Origin of the sequence: Cyclobacterium jeungdonense (assembly GCF_010994275.1) — a bacterium.
Lineage (GTDB): Bacteria > Bacteroidota > Bacteroidia > Cytophagales > Cyclobacteriaceae > Cyclobacterium > Cyclobacterium jeungdonense.
In genome coordinates, this window is the sequence record NZ_WMCD01000011.1 from 180695 (window position 1) to 199799 (window position 19105).

The window sequence follows — 19105 nt, forward strand, 5'->3', positions numbered from 1 at the left end:
GCCTTTATTATTATAACTGGTTTAGGCAGTTGGAATGGATTGAAAATGGTTATTTGAGTGGTTAATATACCACACATTTTGGTTAAAATATTGGATGTTTTCTGCTGGGCATCTTAATAAATTTAAAAATTGTTCACTTAATCAATTTGTTATGAAAACAATTTATACCGGCTTAATCAACGAAAAAGATAAAAGACTTGTTAAAAAGAAAGCCCCGATTATAAGGAAAATGGGTGGCTATTTCCTCCTGCAGTTGTTATTTCTGCAGGTGATCACAGGTACCTCCGTATTGGCGGAAGGAAAGATAATTGAATCTATAAACACGGGGAGCAGTCCTTTTAGAGCGGAACTTGTTGAAATCCGTAAATCGGAAGAAGGCCTTATAAGTTCGATAGCGGATATCCAGGTTACCGGAACCGTCCTGGACGATAATGGCGAGCCCTTGCCCGGAGCCACTGTTACGGTAGCAGGGACTACCACAGGTACCGTTACTGACATTGATGGCAACTATTCCCTGTCGGTAGAGGAGGGGGCCACCTTGGTTTTCTCCTTTATAGGCTTTGAAAGCCAGGAGGTAGCCGTGGGTAACCGGACGCAGATTGATATTACCCTTCAGTCGAACTTATCTTCTTTAAATGAAGTGGTGGTCGTCGGATATGGTACCAAAAAGAAGATCAATTTGACCGGGGCCGTTTCTACGGCGAGCGGAGAAGATATGGCCAATCGTCCGGTAACTAACGTGCAGCAGGCGATGCAGGGGCTGGTAAGTAACCTGGTCATTACCCCCAATACGGCAGGCGGGGAGCCTGGAGCGGATATGGCCATGACCATCCGGGGTTTAGCATCATTCGAAGGAAACACTGCTCCCTTTGTCCTTGTGGATGGGGTTCCCATGGGTATCAACGACATCGACCCTAACGACATCGAATCTGTTTCTGTTTTAAAAGATGCTGCTTCCACCTCCATCTACGGTGCGCGGGCAGCATATGGAGTTATCCTGATTACTACCAAAAAGGGGAGTAAAGGATCACGAATTTCCTATTCCACAAATGCCGGGATTAGTTCGCCAACCATATGGCCAAAGTTACAGGGAGGAACAGATTGGGCGCATGCGTTAAACGACGCCAGGACCAATTTTGGGGCTTCCCCGTTTTATCCGGAGGAAGCTATTCAGCGTCTGGAGCAAAATCTGGCCAATCCGGGTAGTGCCCCGGGCATGTTGCCGCTTGGATCGGGCGATAATTGGGACCTAATGAATACGGGTACCAGAGGTGTAGCTAATGATGGAATTAGAGATTTGATCATGAAGGACAATTCTTTCAGAGTGAAACACAACCTGTCTATTTCAGGTGGGAACGATAATGTTAATTATTATTTATCCACTGGTTTTTATGAGGAAGACGGACTGCTGAGATTCGGTGACGAATCGTTTAATCGGTTTAATGTGGATGCTAAAGTCGGAGCCAAGGTCACGGATTGGATGAACCTGGATCTGTTTGTTAAATACAAATCCGAAAATGAGGATTTTCCCTGGAACCAGAACTTTGGACGCGCCTGGTACATGAACTGGATTGGCAAAATAAAATTTGGTACACCTGCGAAGTATCCCGGGACTGACATTTGGACCCAACAGACCAATGTGGAGGCCTGGAGAAAAGTACGGCAAACGATCACGGATAACCAGATCGTCCTGTCCCCAAAAATAGAGTTAAAGCCGATAGAAGGCTGGGTGACGACTGTGCAGCTCAATTACACCTCCACTCAGGTGGAAGATACCCGAACTGCCCTGCAATATCCCTGGGTCAGGCCTGGTGATGGTCCGAATTTTTCTGGTGGCGAGATTGATTTTATACCACAAAACCGGGAATCAACGGAATATCACAATGAATTGAGAAGAAATACCTATCTCTCCCCTAATATTTATTCCTCTTACTCCCGGCTATTAGGGAAACACGATCTTCAATTGATGTTGGGATACCAACAAGAGGAGTATACCTTCAGTAATTTAGGTGCAAGGAGCTTCTTCTTACTGAGTGATGCCATTCCATCGATCAGTACCGCAGTGGGGGATCAACTGGTGAATGACGGCATTGGACACTGGTCTACCCGAAGCTTTTTTGGAAGGTTTAATTATATATTTGACGAAAAGTACCTGCTTGAAGTAAACATGCGGACGGATGGGTCCTCCAGATTTGAAGAAGATGAGCGGTGGGGCGTATTTCCATCGGTATCGGCCGGATGGATACTTTCGGAAGAAAACTTCTTATCATCCACTAACCTATTCGACCTGTTAAAATTAAGAGGTTCTTACGGAACATTGGGTAATCAGGATGTGGACAATTATTTATTCATCCCGACCATGCCCATTCGTCAAACCAATAATTGGTTATTTGGTGATCAGCGGGCCTGGACCGTTCGTGCACCCAATCTGAATAGTGTGAATTTATCATGGGAAACCGTTTCTACCTTAGATCTGGGTATCGATGCCTCCTTGCTCAATAACCGATTAGGAGTTTCTTTTGGTGTATATGAAACCAGGACTTCCGACCTGGTTGGACCGGGACAACCTCTTCCGGCCGTATTGGGATCCACCGTGCCAAAAAGGAACGAAGGAGAAATAAAAACACGTGGATGGGAACTGGAGCTTTCCTGGAAAAATCAGGTTAGTCCGGATTTTCGTTACGAAATCAGAGGCCAATTGGCTGATTACAGAAGCACCGTGGTGGATTATAACAATCCAAACGGATTGTTGAATACCTTTTATCCCGGACAGGATCTTAATGAGATCTGGGGATACCGGTACGATGGACATTTTCAAACGGAGGCGGAAATTAACGAAGGGGTAGATCAGAGTTTTATCTATTCCGGAGTGTGGAGAACAGGTGATTTCAGGTATCAAGATTTGAACGGTGATGGTAAAATTGATATCGGAGATAATACCGTTGGTAGTCCTGGAGATCTTGAAATTATTGGAAATACGACGCCACGATACACCTATGGGCTGAATTTTAACGCCCAATACAAGAATTTTGATGTTTCGGTGTTTTTCCAGGGAGTAGCCAAAAGGGATTGGACATTTGGAAACAGTTCCGTATTTAGGGGGCCTGCGGCAGGACCCATGCATAATAATGTCTTAGAGGGGCATATGGACTACTGGCGTGACGAAACAAGTGTTTTAGGGGCAAATCCAGATGCTTATTTCCCAAGACCTTATGCGCAGTTCTTCGGCGAAAATGCGAAAAACTACGGCAGGCCTGTCGATCACCTGATTCAGAATGCGGCCTATTTAAGGCTTAAAAATCTGCAAATTGGGTATTCGCTTCCTAAAAAAATTGCCGAAAAAGTGTTATTGACCAATGCCAGGATCTTTGTGTCGGGTGAGAATCTTTTGACCTTTACCGATTTAATGTTTTTTGATCCGGAGGCACTTGCGGGAAGATGGTATGGTGCTGGGGACGCTTATCCATTGAGCACGACCATGTCTGCCGGTTTAAACCTTAACTTCTAAAATAAGACGCCATGAAAAGAATATATTATATACTAATAGTAGCATTAGCAGGGAGCACATTGCTGTATTCCTGCCAGGAAGATTTCCTGGAGAGATCACCACTCGATCAGATATCCGATCCGGAATTCTGGAACAGTCAATCCGATCTGGAGTTATTTCTTAACTCGTTTTATGACTCATTTCAGGGATGGCCAGCGTCTGGTGGTGGTAAGGCACCCACTAAGGACGAGGGAACAGACTTTGCACTAGAGGGCCTTAATGCCTTTGGCGGCACGTTTACGCAACGTATGGATGGTGTATTAAACGTTCCGGGTTCTGGTGGCGGCTGGAATTGGGGAAATATTCGAAACATCAATTATTTTCTGGCTAACGTCGATCGGGTTGCCGAGGGAGGTAATATGAGAGAGCATTATGTGGGTGAAGGACACTTTTTTCGGGCATGGTTTTACTATGACCTGTTTAAGGATTTTGGAGCGTTACCAATTATTACCAAACCCGTTACTGCAGAAGATGAGGACATTTTGTACGGTGCTCGTGCCAGCAGAACAGAGGTTTTTGATTTTATTCTCAGCGATATTGATATGGCCATCTCCAAAATGGATCATAGCTACCAGCTGGCCACTCCTGGAACCCGGTTGAGTAAAGATATTGCGTTGTTATTTAAAGCAAGAGCCGCTTTATTCGCAGGTACATGGGAAAAATACCATCAGGGCTCCGTATTTGAAGGACAAACGGATGGAAGCGAATACATACAGCAAGCCGCAGCTGCTGCCAAGCAAATTATTGATGATGGGCATTTTTCCCTTGTCACAGGGGATAGTAGCAACGTCTATTTTGAGCTCTTTAATCAGGTAGACTATGCCGGCAATCCGGAAGTGATTTTTTACCAACATTTCGACAGAGCAATTGGTGACAGTTTTAGTAATCAATTGTGGAACTGGCCAAACGGTTACGGTTATACGTACGACGCGTCAAAATTTTATTTGAGCAATGATGGCTTGCCCATAGCCGTTAGCCCAAATTTTGTGGGAGATGAGACCTTAGAGCTTATCGAGCAGAATCGTGATCCACGACTTGCACAGACCTTTATGGTACCTGGGGATATCAGAAGAATACAAGGAACGGATACCCTTTATTATGAGGCTCCAGATGTGGACAATAGTGGTACCGGTATCGAATCACAAAAGTTCCGGCACATCGTAGTAGATCCTTCCGTAGGAATTAACAATGGCAATGTCGATTATATTTTTATGCGGTATGCCGAAGCACTGTTGATTTATGCCGAAGCGAAAGCAGAGCTGGGCACCTTGACGCAGGCGGATGTTGACATGACTATCAATCAGCTCAGGGACAGGGTAGGAATGCCGCACCTTAACTTAAATGACATCACTCCTGATCCCAACTGGCCGGATTACGGTTATCCTTTGACCGACGTATTACATGAAATCAGAAGAGAACGCGTAGTAGAATTGTTTGCAGAAGGGTTCCGGTTTGATGATTTAATGCGTTGGAGAGCACATGAATACTGGATGGGAGAGCGATTCGTAGGCATCTTTGCTACGCCCGAATTACAGGCATTATCTAATGTTCCGATCAATGCTGACGGATTCTTTGACCCGTTTCAGAATAGGCTAAGTGGCCCGGACGGGGGATACGGATTTGATCCCGAAAGAGATTACCTGATACCCCTTCCCACCAATGAGCTTACCCTAAATCCTAATCTGGACCAGAATCCGGGTTGGTAGCCGGCACGGCGCTCGTGTAAAAAAAGGAGCCTGAAAAAGCAAAGCTACGCCAGCGCGAATACCCAATTCGCACTGACGTAGCTTTGTATTTTATAGACAGGTTCATAAAAGACCGTCCGATTTTGACTATTTAAGCAACATTAAAAGTAAAAAAATGACAGTGAAGCAACTGCTACTGGTTTTAGGGTGCTTGGCCTTGTCCCTCTCCAGTGTAAATGGACAAATGGAAAGTCCAGGTCTGAAGAACTCCGGCAGGGGGCATTCTTTTTCCAAAGAGGAATCCCTTCAATTAATGGGGAATCGGTTCCTGACCTTTGCCTCTGTGGTTCGGGTAAATCAAATCGAAACTTCACGAACTGAAGTGCGCGGGGTGGACGAGTCGGCCGTACACAGTCCCCGCGAGGCCCGCATCTTCCGGGAGGCCATTGAAAAAGCCTGGCCGGGGGCTAGAATGACCTGGGCCTTCAGCTGGCTTGCCCTGCAGGATGAGCGTCCAAACTACCGCGAATTAAGGGAACTCATTGTCTCCTACCACAAAAAATACGGGGATGAGATCACCTTTATACCGGGTGCCTATTTTTCACCCATGTACAATTCCCGCGAGCAAACGAACCGGGATCTGCACGAAGGATTACAAATGGTCTCTGAGATGGTGGGCAATGGATACCGGCCCCTTGCTGTGATTGGTGGCTTTTTATCGGCCGAAAACCTCCGGTACCTGTCCGAAGAAGAAGGCATACACGTCAGCCAGGGTACCATATGGAGCCAGTATGCGGTAGACAATGGGGATGGGGAGGGATCTATCGCGTATCCCTACTATCCTTCCACCGAACATTTCAACAAGCCCGCCCAGGGTGAAGCCGATCTTATCGACTGTGTGAATCTCGATGGCTGGACCGTCGATTATTTGAATGCGAGGTATCCCGGTGCCAGACGAATTGATGGCGTAAATTGTGGCAGTCGGATGGGCGTTGGGCCGATCGAGACGGTGATCCGATTGGGCACAGAACTGGGGGTGCGGCAGATGCTTGCGACCACGTCAACCCACTTCGATAAAGGATTCGATTTAAACGGTTTTGCCTGGGTAACCTCTATTTGGGAACTTAGCCTTGTGGAAGCCCGGAAGCTTTGGCCAGGCTACCAGGGAAGGAATGGCATGGAAGGGCTGGATATTTGGCTCAGTGAAATTCGCCGGCGCTGGCCGGATGCCAAGGCCATCACGCATGGAGAATTTGGCATGCTTTGGCGGGAGCATTTCAAAAGCAATGATGAATTGGATTATCGTTTTGTACATCGGGGCTCCGGCATCTGTGGATCTGAACCGGAACTGGAGATCCGCTGGTTCATGAACAAAGATTTCAGGATGGCCACCCTGAGGGACTGGATCGCCCAAACCCCTGAAAAAGTGATCGATTTTACCCGATATGATCTGAAGGCTGAGGAACCTGGTGATCCCGAACCGGGCAAGCCGATCCGCAACTGGAGCCTGATGAACCGCCTGAACCAAAAAGGTACAAGGCCTCAGGATGTGCCCGTGAAAATAGAAACACTTTACCCTGAGGAACAGGAAATGATCAAAAAGAGGTATCCGGTTTTGTTTGAGGAAGGGCATCCGCTGCGTATTAAATAAACGTTCTGACTAGTCCTGAAAAAAGTTTACAGATTGATTTTTTTTTCTGAAACATGTGTAGGAAATGCCGAACATATTTCACCCCTATAGGGCTTGAGTTCCGGTAGTGGATGCTGTCACCGGGCTTCTCCCTGTGTTTTGATAGGGCGCACTTTCAGTGCTGGAATTTCGGTTTATTTTTATTTTGCTATCTCCAGGGAAAAATTATGGATTTAGGTTTATCCTTACCCTCGGATTTAAATTTAAACTAAAATTGTCAGACAAATAATTCTCCAGAAATAGATTCATCCAATCGAAAAGAAATCATCCATTTTTCAGCCCTGTAGGGGCGAGATCTCCCAGCGATGGGTGAAGCCCATCGACATAGAATGACTCAGTTGGTCTGAGCCCTGAAGGCAGTGATAGTTTCCTGTACCGGCGTAGGGATAGACAAACATATGTTGCCCTTACAGGGCTAGGGTTGGTCTTATCGATTATTTTCACAGGGCTTTACCCTGTGCTTGGATTTTTTGCCCCTTCAGCGCTTACGGATATATTTTCATTATTGGCAAAACGTTTTACATTTTTCTGGTATTTGTTGCGCTATTATGGTGTAAGGACAAGTCCATTTTCCATTCACCCAAGCCCTGAAAGGGCGAGATCTCCCAGCGATGGGTGCAGCCCATCGAAAAATAGTCTATATAGTATCTGATCCCTGCAGGGGCGGGATATTTTCTTCTGGTAAAATAAACTTCATCTAGCATAGAATACCAGGTTAACCGGCTTCTGAACCCATTGTTGTTTTCAGAAAATTTTGGGAGTAACACCATTAAGCCTTCATGCAAAGGGAATAAAATGCATGAACTCAGCCTTGTCCATTGCTAACATAGCATATTTTTTGGTTAAGATGCTTGAGGATTAACCAGCGCAAACCCGTTAATTTTAAAGAATAGGTCCTGTCTGAGGGTTTTCCAACCGTCTGGCAGGTGTGCAGGCTATATATCCAATGAAAACAATTATAATCACATGATAAAATCTGCTTTTTTTCTAACGCTGACACTATGCCTCTCGGTAATTGAGGTACATGCGCAGCTCATCTTTGAAAAGGATGAATACGCCAACCGCAGGGAAAAGCTTATGGATAATATTCCTGATGGAATTGCCATCATCCGGGGTGCATCAGAACCTCTGGGAGATACGCCTTTTAGCCAATACAACAACATGATGTATTTTGCCGGTGTTGAAATTCCCGATGCCATTCTTATCGTGGATGGAGAAAGGCGGGAGAGCACATTATTTTTTACCATCGGTGAGCAGCATGCCGATGGTGAAAATATACCCCTGGTCCTGGTAAGGGAGCCTGTAAAAGTTACCGGAATTGAAAACTATCTTCCCTACGAAGATTTTTCTGAAACGCTAAAAGGCAGATTAAAGCGCAGTACGGTAATTTATACGCCCTTCAGTCCGGAGGAATATATAGGCGAAAATTCCATGGAAAAATACAACAAATTCAGACGTTCCGTAACCGAAAATGAATGGGATGGCAGACTTACCCGGGAAATGCAATTCGTCGAGGTTTTAAACCAGCGATTCCCAGACAATCAGGTGTTGAATTGTACGCCATTTATCTGGGAACTGCGAAAGATCAAGTCCAAAGCTGAAATTGATGTACTTCGTCAGGCAGCCCAGCTATCTGTCGAAGCACACAAAGCGGTGATAAGAAATACCAGACCGGGAGTAGCAGAGGTAAAACTGGCCGCCCTTTTCCAGCAGGTATGCATGTCCGGAGGGGCCAGGGAACTGGCATTCGGGACCATTATTATGTCGGATAAAAACCATGCCTACGGTCATTACATGCAATATGACCGCACATTGCAGGAAGAAGACTTTATCATCCTGGATGGTGGTGCAAATGTAGACTACTATGCCTCAGACGTTTCAACCACCTTTCCGGCAAGTGGAAAATTCTCCGAAACACAGCGGGAGATATACGAGCTGGGTCTTTTTGTAAGGGAAATATGCCAGAGCCTTTACCGCCCTGGGATTTCATTGACAGAGATCGGCGCGGTAGTTAAAGGAGAGCTTGAAAAATTGGGATTTGACACCACTGATCCCCGGTTCAAGTTATGGATTCGGGACGGCGGATTCAACCATAGTATTGGCATGGCTGTTCATGACAGGATGCTTGACTTCGACCGTGGAGAACCGTTGAAACCCGGTTTTGTCTTTGCCTGCGATATAATGGGAAAAGCGGATGAGGTAACCGGTATCCGGATTGAAGACACCGTGGTGATCACCGAAGATGGCGTTGAAATCCTGTCAGCAGGTTTGCCCCGGACCATCGATGAAATTGAAGCATTCATGAAGAACAATTGATACAAAGCCCCATTTAATACTCCGCTACCATGAAGCATACTTTTGTTTTATTTTTTTTAATAGTCGTTCATTCGGGTCTGTTTGCCCAAATGATGGATATTTATCAAAGGCCGGTCACCCTCGAACCGGACAGGGATTTTGACGCCCTACATTACAGCATAGAACTGGATATCGATATGGACGGGAAGCAATTGACGGGACAAAACACGGTTACCCTGACACCGCTCAGAAGTGATCTGAACAGGGTCAGCCTGGATGCAGTATCACTGCTTGTAAGCGATGTGCTGGACAGCAAGGGTTTTCCACTTTCTTATACTCAGGGCGAAGACAAAGTCCATATTAACCTCTCCCGTACTTATTCCTATTCAGACACCCTTACTTTTACTATAAAGTACAATCTCTCCGATCAGGTAGAAGGCCTGAAGTTTATAGATGAAACGGAAACCAATCCCATGCAGGTTTCTTCCGATTGCTGGCCCAACAAAGCCAGGCAGTGGATTCCCTGTTACGACTATCCCAATGACAAAGTAACACAGGAAATGATTGTTACTGTTGACAATGCCTACAAGGTATTGTCAAATGGTAAGCTTATGCATATTACGGAAGACCAGGAAAGGGGAAAACACACCTACCATTGGAAACAAAGCCTGCCACACTCTACCTATCTTATAAGCCTCAGCATTGCAGATTATACGGTCATCGAAGATTCCCTGGATGCACTGCCGGTAAACTATTGGGTATATGAAAGACATGAGAAGGACGCAAAAAGATCATTTGCCAAGACACCTTATATGATTGATTTTTTTACCAGGCTATATGGCTATGCTTATCCCTGGGAAAAATATGACCAGGTGGTCTCTGCACATCAGGGTGGGGGAGCCGAAGCCACGACGGCAACCCTTCTGGGAGAAGGGGCCGTAACAACTGTAGAGGAAGCAATCGACTTTTCTTTTGAAGGTATTCTCGCTCATGAGGTAGCGCATCAGTGGTGGGGAGACCTCGTTACCCTCAGAAGCTGGGAGCATTCCTGGATAAATGAAAGTTTCGCCACCTATTCCGACTACCTGTACAAGAGATACGACTGGGGTGAAGATGAGGCGGAATATGACTTGCTGCGTAAAAAGAACGCCTACCTGCGCGAAGCGAATAACAGGTATATGCGACCCATTGTCTTTAACCGGTATGAAAATCCGGGACAGAATTTTGACAGCCATGCCTATCCCAAGGGAGCCAATGTCTTGCACATGCTTCGATTTGTTTTGGGTGATGACACGTTTTTCAGAGTTATCAGTCAGTTTCTGCACCAATTCGAATTTCAGGCAGTAGGCACCCAGGATTTTATGCAATGTGTGCAAGAAGTCAGTGGCCTGAACATGGATTTGTTTTTCGAGCAATTCCTGTTTCATCCGGGACATGCTGTATTTGAGGTCAGCAAAAACTGGGACGAATCAACCAAGACGCTTACATTGGAAATTAAACAAACACAGGATAAGTGGGAAAATGTGCCAATCTATACAATCCCCGTTAATATCGGATTTTACCACAAGGATGGAAAGCGGGTTGAAAAAGTAACATTGAAAGAGCGTGTCGGGAAATTTGAATTTAAATTCGATACAGCCCCTTTGATGGTCCGTTTTGATGAAGGCAATCACCTGCTCAAAGAATGGACCTATCTAAAAACCGAGGAGGAACTTTTGTTTCAGGTGGAAAACGATGATGTACCCGGCAGATTATGGGCTATTGACCAACTTAAGGACTTTAGCAGCTCACCGAAAACGATTCAGAAATGGACCGATCTTGCCAGGGGGGATAATTTCTGGGCCGTCAGGGAAGCTGCGGTTCAGCTCTTGTCTGAATTCCATGAAAGCAATAGTAAAGAAGTTTTCTTACAGGCTGTCAGCGATAGCAATTCAAAAGTCAGAGCTGCAGCTATAAAGGCCTTGGGACAATTAAAAGACCCTTCCATGATTAGTGATTTCAAGCGTATTTACGAAAGGGATGACAGTTTCCTGGTAAGGGCCGAGGCGCTTATTGCTATCGGGGCAAATGGCAATGCATCACATCTGAGATTTCTCAATGAAGCCGCAAAAGTCAGGTCGCCCCGTAACACCTTAAAAAATGCTGCTGAAAAGTCGATTGAGCTTATTCGTGATTCGAACCAATAATAAAATTGAATTGAAACAGAAGCTTTATTTCCCCGATAGCTGGTTTAACAGCATCAGTAGTATATAGGAGGGAGCAATCTGAATAATAAAAAAATCCATGGGAACATTACATCATGTTATTTTATTTGTTGCACTTCTCTCAGTTGGATTACTCTCCTGCAAGCAGACAAAAGAGAAAAGGATAAAGCCCAATATTGTTTTCATTTTTATTGATGATATGGGCTGGAAAGATCTGGGGTACATGGGTTCTGGATTTTACGAAACACCCCATATCGACCAGTTGGCAAAAAAGGGTATGGTATTCACCCAGGTCTATGCCAATGCGGCAAACTGTGCACCCACCCGCGCCTGTTTGCTTAGTGGTCAATATTCACCCCGGCATGGTGTGTATACCGTTGCCCGATCAGATCGTGGAGATCAGGAGGCCAGGCGTTTGATCCCTTTACCCAATTCCAGAACGGTGCCACTTGAGCATGTGATGATTGCAGAAGCCTTAAAACCTGCTGGGTACCGTTCTGCAGCAATAGGAAAATGGAATGTAGGAAATTCTCCTGAAAAACAAGGTTTTGATGTGGGCATACCCGGGTCAGGATTTCAAGGCCATTTCAATGATAAAGGAGAATACCTTACGGATCATTTGACAGAAAAGGCAGTAACCTTCATTAGGGAAAACAATCCGGAAAAAACAGGAAATCCTTTTTTTCTTTATCTGGCCCACTATGCGGTTCATACACCCATACAGGCAAAAGACAGCCTGGTTCAAAAGTACCAGGAAAAACAGGGAACCCCGTATCACAATAATTCCACCTATGCAGCCATGATCGAAAGTGTTGATCAAAGTGTGGCTAAAATAAATGGAATATTGGAGGAGCTCGGCTTGGTTGAAAACACCTTGTTGGTCTTCTTTTCAGACAACGGTGGACATGGAACCTATACGAGCCAAAAACCTTTGCGTGGGGGAAAAGGAATGTTTTATGAAGGAGGTATTCGGGAACCCATGTTTGCTTACTGGCCAGGTAAAATAAAAGCGGGGACCGTATGCGAAGAACCCGTTATCGGCATTGACTTTTACCCGACTTTTCTGGAGCTTTCCGGTGTGGAAAAACCAACCGATTATGTGTTAGACGGCCGGAGTCTTGTCCCCTTGCTAAATGGAGAAAAAACCCTAAACCGGGAGGCACTTTTTTGGCATTTTCCTGCCTACCTGCAATCTTACGAGGGAATGAAAGATGAATCCAGAGATACCATATTCAGATCCAGGCCGGTGAGTGTAATAAGGAAAGGAGATTGGAAGTTATTACAGTTTCACGAGGAGTGGGTGCTTGATGGCGGTCGGGAGAATGTATCTGAAAATAATTCAGTTGAATTGTATAACCTATCGGCGGATATCGGTGAGACAACGAACCTTGCAGCTGTCCAGGTTGATAAACGGGATGAGTTGCTGGATGACCTTTTAGACTGGCAAGAGGAAGTTAAAGCACCAATTCCCAGGGAGGTGAATCCAGCATATGAAGCAAAAATGAAGGGGAAGTAATGGTAAGCATTTTAACCTGATTAGGATTTTAAAAAGCCTTTAAACTAACTACCTGAGTTTGACCAAATTTAATAATAAAACCGTTTTCAGATCCTTTGAGAGAGGGTGTGCCCTGGAAGCTATGTAAAACAAGACCGCTACACCATAGCTCCCACAAAAAAGGGTCGCAGTGACGATATAGCCAGTTTTAAGGACGTTCTTAAATCGATCGCGTTAATTGTAAATATCAAAATGAAAAACATTTATTTCTTAGTTATTATCTCCTTGATTTTTGTCTCACACAGTAGTTTCGGACAGAAGATTTTTAAAGACAGTTTACAGAACGATGTAAATCAGGTTACTGAGAAACTGATAACGAAATATGGAGATGAAAATGCTGAACGCATCGTTCGCGGTGTCAGGCACCTTTCTAATCTTTGGTTTGAAGAAAACGGAAGTGGTTCCGAATTTCAGGAGTTCTGCATAAAGCAGTTTATACCTACCGGTCCTCAACTTGATAATGCATTGAACATTTCTGAACAACAATTTAGTGCCATCAATGGGTACCAACGAGAACTCTCTCTGGCACTCGATTACCCATTGGTGACAATGACGAGACCTATCACTGAGCTCGACAGATTTTTTAGCGACTCAAAAATTACGATTGATTTTTTCAAAAGCAAACTTGCCCTCGCCATTGCACTTAATTTCCCCTATTATACCAATGAAGAAAAGGAGGAATTAGGAGCAGGTTGGAGTCGAAAGAAATGGGCAATGGTACGATTGGGAGATAAATTTGAGTTCAGATCCGATCCTGACCTGGAGCAAGATCCGACGCCGATTCCAGATGAGCTCCGTGATTACACCACCCGCTATATTCTATCAATGGACCACGTGGTATCACCCGAACTTGAAGTTCTTTTTCCTGAAGGAACCCGGTTAAACAGTCATAATGGATTAAGGGATGAAATCAAAGGGCTTTATTACAGGGATAATCCGCTGGAAAAGCAGCGCGTCATAAGTAGAATAGTGATGCATATCATCGATCAAACCATACCGGAATGCATGGTAGGAGAAACTTCTTATTATTGGGAACCCATAGCCAATAAGGTGTATCTTAAAGAGGGAGAAAAACTTGTCGAAACAGATTTTAAGGCTGAACCTGATAATAGGTACAAAGTTTTACACCACAACATGTTGTCGAAGATGCGACAGGATGCCAAATATCCTGAAGGATCAACCTATTTGACACGAACCTTTAAAAACGGGCAACTGAGTGAAGAAAAAATTGTGTCATTGCTGGAATCAGTTTTAAGCGCTGCAGAAAAGAAAGCCGTAGCATCGTTGATTGAAAAAAAGATTGGTAGAAAGTTAGAACCATTCGATATATGGTACACCGGATTCAGCGACAATACGAATTATAAAATGGATGAACTGGATCAGCTGATCAGGGAAAAATATCCTACACCGATGGCATTCCAGCAAGATCTACCCAACATCCTCAAAAGAATTGGTTTCCCGGATTTTGAAGCTGAATTTCTAGGCAATCACGTTGTTGTTGATCCAATTCCCTCCGGAGGACATGCCAATGGGCCTCAGATGAAAGGAGCTAAAGCACATTTGCGTATCCGTTTTGAAAAGGATGGCCTGGATTACAAGAATTATAGGGTAGGGATGCATGAAATCGGCCATACTATTCAGCAGAATGTAGGTACCTACATGTCTGATTATTATTTATTGAAAGGCATCCCAGGCAGCCCTTATACAGAAGCCATGGCAGATCTTATTGCTTACCGCAACTTGATTGCCTTAGGAATAAATCAGGAATACAGCGCCCAAGAAAAGCAGAACAATGCCTTGGCTGCATTTTGGTTTGTTTGTGAAATGGGATCGGAAGCGCTTCACGAGATCAGGGTTTGGCATTGGCTATATGATCATCCGGATGCTACTGTTGAAGAACTTAAGGCTACAACCATTACTATTGCGAAGGATATCTGGAACCAGTATTTTGCAGACATTTTTGGTGTAAGGGATGTTCCTATCTTAGCCATTTATAATCATTTCATTTCCGGGGCGCTCTATTTGCACAGTTATCCCATTGGAAATATTGTCGTCATGCAATTGGAAGAGCAGTTCGAGGGAAAGGATTTTGCAACGGAGATGATACGAACATGCAAAATCGGTAAGCTTACACCGGATCTGTGGATGATTGAGGCGACAGGGGAACCTTTAAGTGCTAAACCACTATTGAGTGCCATGCGAAATGCGCTTGAAGTATATAAATAACTTTTGTGCAAGGTTTTACGGCATATCCGGAAAAATTGTAAAAACTTTAACCCCTAAATTAATACGTTATTATGTGTAGTAAAACCAATAATTTTCTTTATCAAATAATTTTCCATTTAGTTTTATTAATTGTTTGCCATACTTCTGTGCATGCCCAAAAGCATAAATTACCGGCCGACACTTCTTTTGTCTCTTCCAATGAAGTAACTGTTAACGGGAAAAGAATACCCTATCAAGTTACGGTAGGTACTCAGCCGGTATACGGTGAAGATGGAGAACCTGATGCAGCGGTTTTTTATACCTATTACAAACGAAGCGATGTCGATCAGGTTGAGAATCGACCAATTGCCTTTTCATTCAATGGAGGGCCTGGAGCTGCATCGTTATGGATGCATTTGGGTTATACAAGTCCGAAACGGCTGGAAATAAGTGATGAGGGATATCCCATACAACCCTATGGTATCGTTGATAATCCACATTCGATCATAGACGTAGCAGACATTGTATATGTTGATCCCGTCAATACGGGTTTTTCACGCCTATTGAATGACGGCAAGCGTGAAGATTTTTTTGGGGTGTATCAAGATATTACCTACCTGGCTGACTGGATTGACAATTTTTTGTCTCGACAAGGACGTTGGAGATCCCCAAAGTACCTGATTGGGGAGAGTTATTCGGCAACACGCGTAGCTGGCTTATCTGCTGAACTGCAAGACAAACATGGGATTTACCTCAACGGAGTAGTTATTGTTTCCGGGACTAAAATGGAACTACCTATCGCAAGCAATGAAGTACTACAGTTGCCTAACTACGCTGCGGTAGCCTGGTATCACAAGCAGCTACCTGAAGATTTACAGAAAAAAAGTCTTACGGATGTTCTCTCAGAAGTTGAAGCGTATGCCATAGAGGAATATTTACCGGCAGTCGAACGAGGTGGATTTATTTATGAAGATCAGAAACAAGCCGTTGCGGAAAAATTAGCCCGGTACACAGGTCTCAAAAAAGAATTCATATTGGACCACAATCTGACAGTCCCCACTAAAGCTTTCAGAAAAGAGTTACTAAGGGAAGAAGGATATTTCCTGGGTCTTTCGGATGCACGGTATAAAGGTATCGATAAAATGGATGGGGGCGATTCCTTTACCGGAACTCCACCCGAGGCAGCTGCCTGGGATAATGCCTTCACTCCTGCAATTAATACCTATCTTAGGAGTGAGTTAAATTTTAAAACAGACCTGCAATACCATGTTTCTGGTTCTGTATTTCCCTGGCCCTGGGATAGATTTACTGATGGAACCGGAGAGAAATTGCGTAATGCCATGATGCAGAACCCCCATCTTGAAGTATTATTTCAAGCAGGATATTACGATATGTTGGTCAATTATTTTAGACAAATGAATGGTATGTGGAAGCTTGATCCAAGCGGTAAAATGAAAGACCGTTTACATTTTAAAGTGTATGAAAGCGGTCACATGATGTATGTGAGGGAGGAAGATCTGGTAAAATCTACCAATGATCTCCGGGAGTTTATTCAACAATCAATCCCCCAGCAGGGTGAAGCGGCAACGTATTGATGGAGGCCATTCAACAGTCTAATGTAATGAAATCGTTTATAGATCAACGAATCCTCCTTCATTTCGTTTACAACTTCTGATGCTGGTTGTCAATAGCTGTTTTTCCCTAAGGACCGTCCAGTAAAAATCAAATAGTTTCTTCATTTAACCGAATTCTTTCTTTACATCACCAATGACCATAACCCCAAAGAAACGATTGCAAGTGGAAGAGCTTTAAACCATTCCTCTCTCCGAGCGTTAAGAACCAATCCTGAGAACTGTTTTAGTGAGAACCTGTCCATTTTGAGATAGAAACATACGAATAATTCTTCTAATGCCTTTTTGTGTCTTATAATGTTGTGTGATAACATTCCTTGATAGCTTAGACTTACCAATAATTTTTGCTAAAGAATTTTCGATAGTGTTTCTCCGGGAATTTCTGTAAAAAGTTACAGTTTTTTAGATAATTAACAGTTTCTTTTTTTAGCATTAATGGGCAATAATGAAATAGAAATATCTTTTCGGTGTAAGAAATCGAAGCTTCAAATAAACCTAAAAACTCTGGGTAGTTTGATGATTTTGAATGCTCAATCAAAAATTTTAATACAAAAATGTACTGTCCAAAAGCCTCTTCATTATAAACTGCATTGTAAGCTCCCCCGAAAATTGGGCCAATCAAAAGTTTACTTTTCACCTGATAAGCGAAGGTAAGTGAATACTCCAAGCAGTTCAAGACCAAGGCGAGCGGTTGGCTTGGGCCAACCGGTCTTGAGCTGCTTTCCGTATTCACTTTTGCGCTGCTTAACAGTTGAAAAGCAAAAGATAAGTTCATGTTATAGTTGTTCCAGTAAATCCATTGGAGCCTTGTAACCGAGTGATTCATGGGGCCTTTCCCGATTATAATCTTCCATCCATTCCATTGCTTTTTCCCGAACTTCTTCCAGTGTGTTGAACACATTTGCGTTGAGCAGTTCTTTTCTGACTGATCCATTGCAGCGTTCCACATAGCCGTTTTGCATCGGTTTTCCGGGCTGGATAAAGACCAGCTCGATGTTCTTTTCCCGACACCACTGATCCAATAGCCGGGAAATAAATTCAGGACCGTTGTCCACACGGATCATTCTGGGCAGTCCCCGTACCAGTTCCAGAAACTCCAGAACCCGGACCACACGTTGTGCGGGAAGTGAAAAATCCACTTCCATGGCCAGCATTTCCCGGTTGAAGTCATCCAGAATATTAAGTACCCGAAAGTGCCTACCGCTCCAAAGGCTATCGCTCATGAAGTCGACAGACCACACCTGGTTGGTCGATTCCGGCCTGAACAGCGCCTGTTTGACCCTGGCTGGTAGCCGCTTCTTGTGCCTACGTCTGATGTTCAGTCCCATGGAAGAATAGATGCGATACACCTTTTTATGGTTCCATGGATGGCCTTTTCTACGAAGCCGGTAATGTGACTGCCAAAAGCCAATGGCAGGATGTTTCTTCACCAGTTCTTCCAGCGCCTGGACCACGGGCATATCGTTTTTGGGTCTGGGTTGATATTGGAAAGTACTTCGCGGCACGCTAAGCGTCTTACACGCCTGACGTTGGCTCACTCCATGTTCTTCCACCATGAACTGAACCAGCATGCCCTTTTCATCAGGCGTCAGAGCTTTTTTGACACTGCATCCTTGAGTGCCTCGTGCACCAGGCTCAGGTCGGCAAACATCCGTTTTAACCGGGTATTCTCTTCCTGAAGTTCTTTCAGTTTTTTGACCTCACTAGCTTCCATCCCGCCGTAACGCTGCTTCCATTTGTAAAAAGTGGTGGGGGTCACTTCCATCTCACGGCAGATTTCTTCCACTTTTCTGCCTGCCTCATGGGCTTTGATCGCTTTGACGATCTGTGTTTCTGTGAATCTAGATTTTTTCATAATAACCATTTAAAGTTGATAATTTTATTTCAACTTTCAAATGGCCGACTTTTAGGGGAGCTTACAGACACACTGAAATGATCGGAAGTAAAATGAAATATATTCATGAGAATCCGGTAAGAGCAGGAATCGTGGGAAAACCGGAAGATTATATGTGTTCGAGAGCAAGGAATTATGCTGGATTTGAAGGTTTTATAGCCGTGGATTATTGGTAATTCCGGCTATCTTCCAATTGCAAATTCATGATAGCTGGGTGTTTTGCAAACACCCAGTAGCCGAAGGTGGGAATTGCTGCTGAAGATAATAGATTGCTGTGTTGGTATTCCAGAGGTATTTTATTTGTAATAGCTCCGATATTATCTGACAGTTGGGTAAATTTAGACCGCGTTTTCTTAAGGGATATTACTCCCAAAATGATTGTAAGATAAGGGGCTTTTG

General features: G+C 44.2%; 12 protein-coding genes. 9 read left to right on the plus strand and 3 right to left on the minus strand.

The window, feature by feature from the left end; all coding sequences use genetic code 11:
* Nucleotides 1-151: 151 nt before the first annotated feature.
* The 8 genes from GKS34_RS19660 (at nucleotide 152) to GKS34_RS19695 (ending at nucleotide 16776) form a co-directional block, all read left to right on the plus strand.
* Nucleotides 152-3508, plus strand: a complete 3357-nt coding sequence (locus GKS34_RS19660) for a SusC/RagA family TonB-linked outer membrane protein (protein WP_163386691.1) — start codon at nucleotides 152-154, stop codon at nucleotides 3506-3508.
* A gap of 11 nt (nucleotides 3509-3519) precedes the next feature.
* Nucleotides 3520-5253 (plus strand): RagB/SusD family nutrient uptake outer membrane protein, encoded by a 1734-nt coding sequence (locus GKS34_RS19665; RefSeq protein WP_163386692.1) that lies wholly within the window; start codon nucleotides 3520-3522, stop codon nucleotides 5251-5253.
* 154 nt (nucleotides 5254-5407) lie between these two features.
* Complete coding sequence (locus tag GKS34_RS19670) at nucleotides 5408-6883, plus strand: DUF3863 domain-containing protein (protein WP_163386693.1); 1476 nt, start codon at nucleotides 5408-5410, stop codon at nucleotides 6881-6883.
* Nucleotides 6884-7888: 1005 nt separating this feature from the next.
* Nucleotides 7889-9238, plus strand: a complete 1350-nt coding sequence (locus GKS34_RS19675) for a M24 family metallopeptidase (protein WP_163386694.1) — start codon at nucleotides 7889-7891, stop codon at nucleotides 9236-9238.
* Between the two features lie 29 nt (nucleotides 9239-9267).
* Complete coding sequence (locus GKS34_RS19680; RefSeq protein WP_240459377.1) at nucleotides 9268-11403, plus strand: M1 family metallopeptidase; 2136 nt, start codon at nucleotides 9268-9270, stop codon at nucleotides 11401-11403.
* Nucleotides 11404-11500: 97 nt separating this feature from the next.
* Nucleotides 11501-12937, plus strand: a complete 1437-nt coding sequence (locus GKS34_RS19685; RefSeq protein WP_163386695.1) for a sulfatase — start codon at nucleotides 11501-11503, stop codon at nucleotides 12935-12937.
* A 231-nt stretch (nucleotides 12938-13168) separates the two neighbouring features.
* Nucleotides 13169-15202 (plus strand): carboxypeptidase M32, encoded by a 2034-nt coding sequence (locus GKS34_RS19690; protein WP_163386696.1) that lies wholly within the window; start codon nucleotides 13169-13171, stop codon nucleotides 15200-15202.
* A gap of 71 nt (nucleotides 15203-15273) precedes the next feature.
* A complete protein-coding gene (locus GKS34_RS19695) occupies nucleotides 15274-16776 on the plus strand; it encodes a S10 family peptidase (protein ID WP_163386697.1) in 1503 nt (500 codons plus the stop codon).
* Between the two features lie 367 nt (nucleotides 16777-17143).
* On the opposite strand, the gene GKS34_RS19700 is transcribed toward GKS34_RS19695, so the two are convergent.
* Both GKS34_RS19700 and GKS34_RS19705 read right to left on the minus strand, forming a co-directional pair.
* A complete protein-coding gene (locus GKS34_RS19700) occupies nucleotides 17144-17587 on the minus strand; it encodes a hypothetical protein (RefSeq protein WP_163386698.1) in 444 nt (147 codons plus the stop codon).
* A 1-nt stretch (nucleotide 17588) separates the two neighbouring features.
* A protein-coding gene (locus tag GKS34_RS19705) for an IS3 family transposase (protein WP_163386699.1) occupies nucleotides 17589-18667 on the minus strand; the annotation gives its coding sequence in 2 pieces (ribosomal slippage) (nucleotides 17589-18415 and nucleotides 18415-18667; 1080 coding nt in all).
* Nucleotides 18668-18759: 92 nt separating this feature from the next.
* On the opposite strand from GKS34_RS19705, the gene GKS34_RS23640 reads away from it, so the two are divergent.
* On the plus strand, nucleotides 18760-18882 hold the full coding sequence (locus tag GKS34_RS23640) for a hypothetical protein (RefSeq protein ID WP_262888593.1): 123 nt from the start codon (nucleotides 18760-18762) through the stop codon (nucleotides 18880-18882).
* Here GKS34_RS23640 and GKS34_RS23320 read toward each other — a convergent pair.
* Nucleotides 18873-19105, minus strand: a 233-nt coding sequence (locus tag GKS34_RS23320) for a hypothetical protein (RefSeq protein ID WP_205602111.1), incomplete at its 5' end; no start/stop codon positions are given. The genes GKS34_RS23640 and GKS34_RS23320 overlap by 10 nt on opposite strands.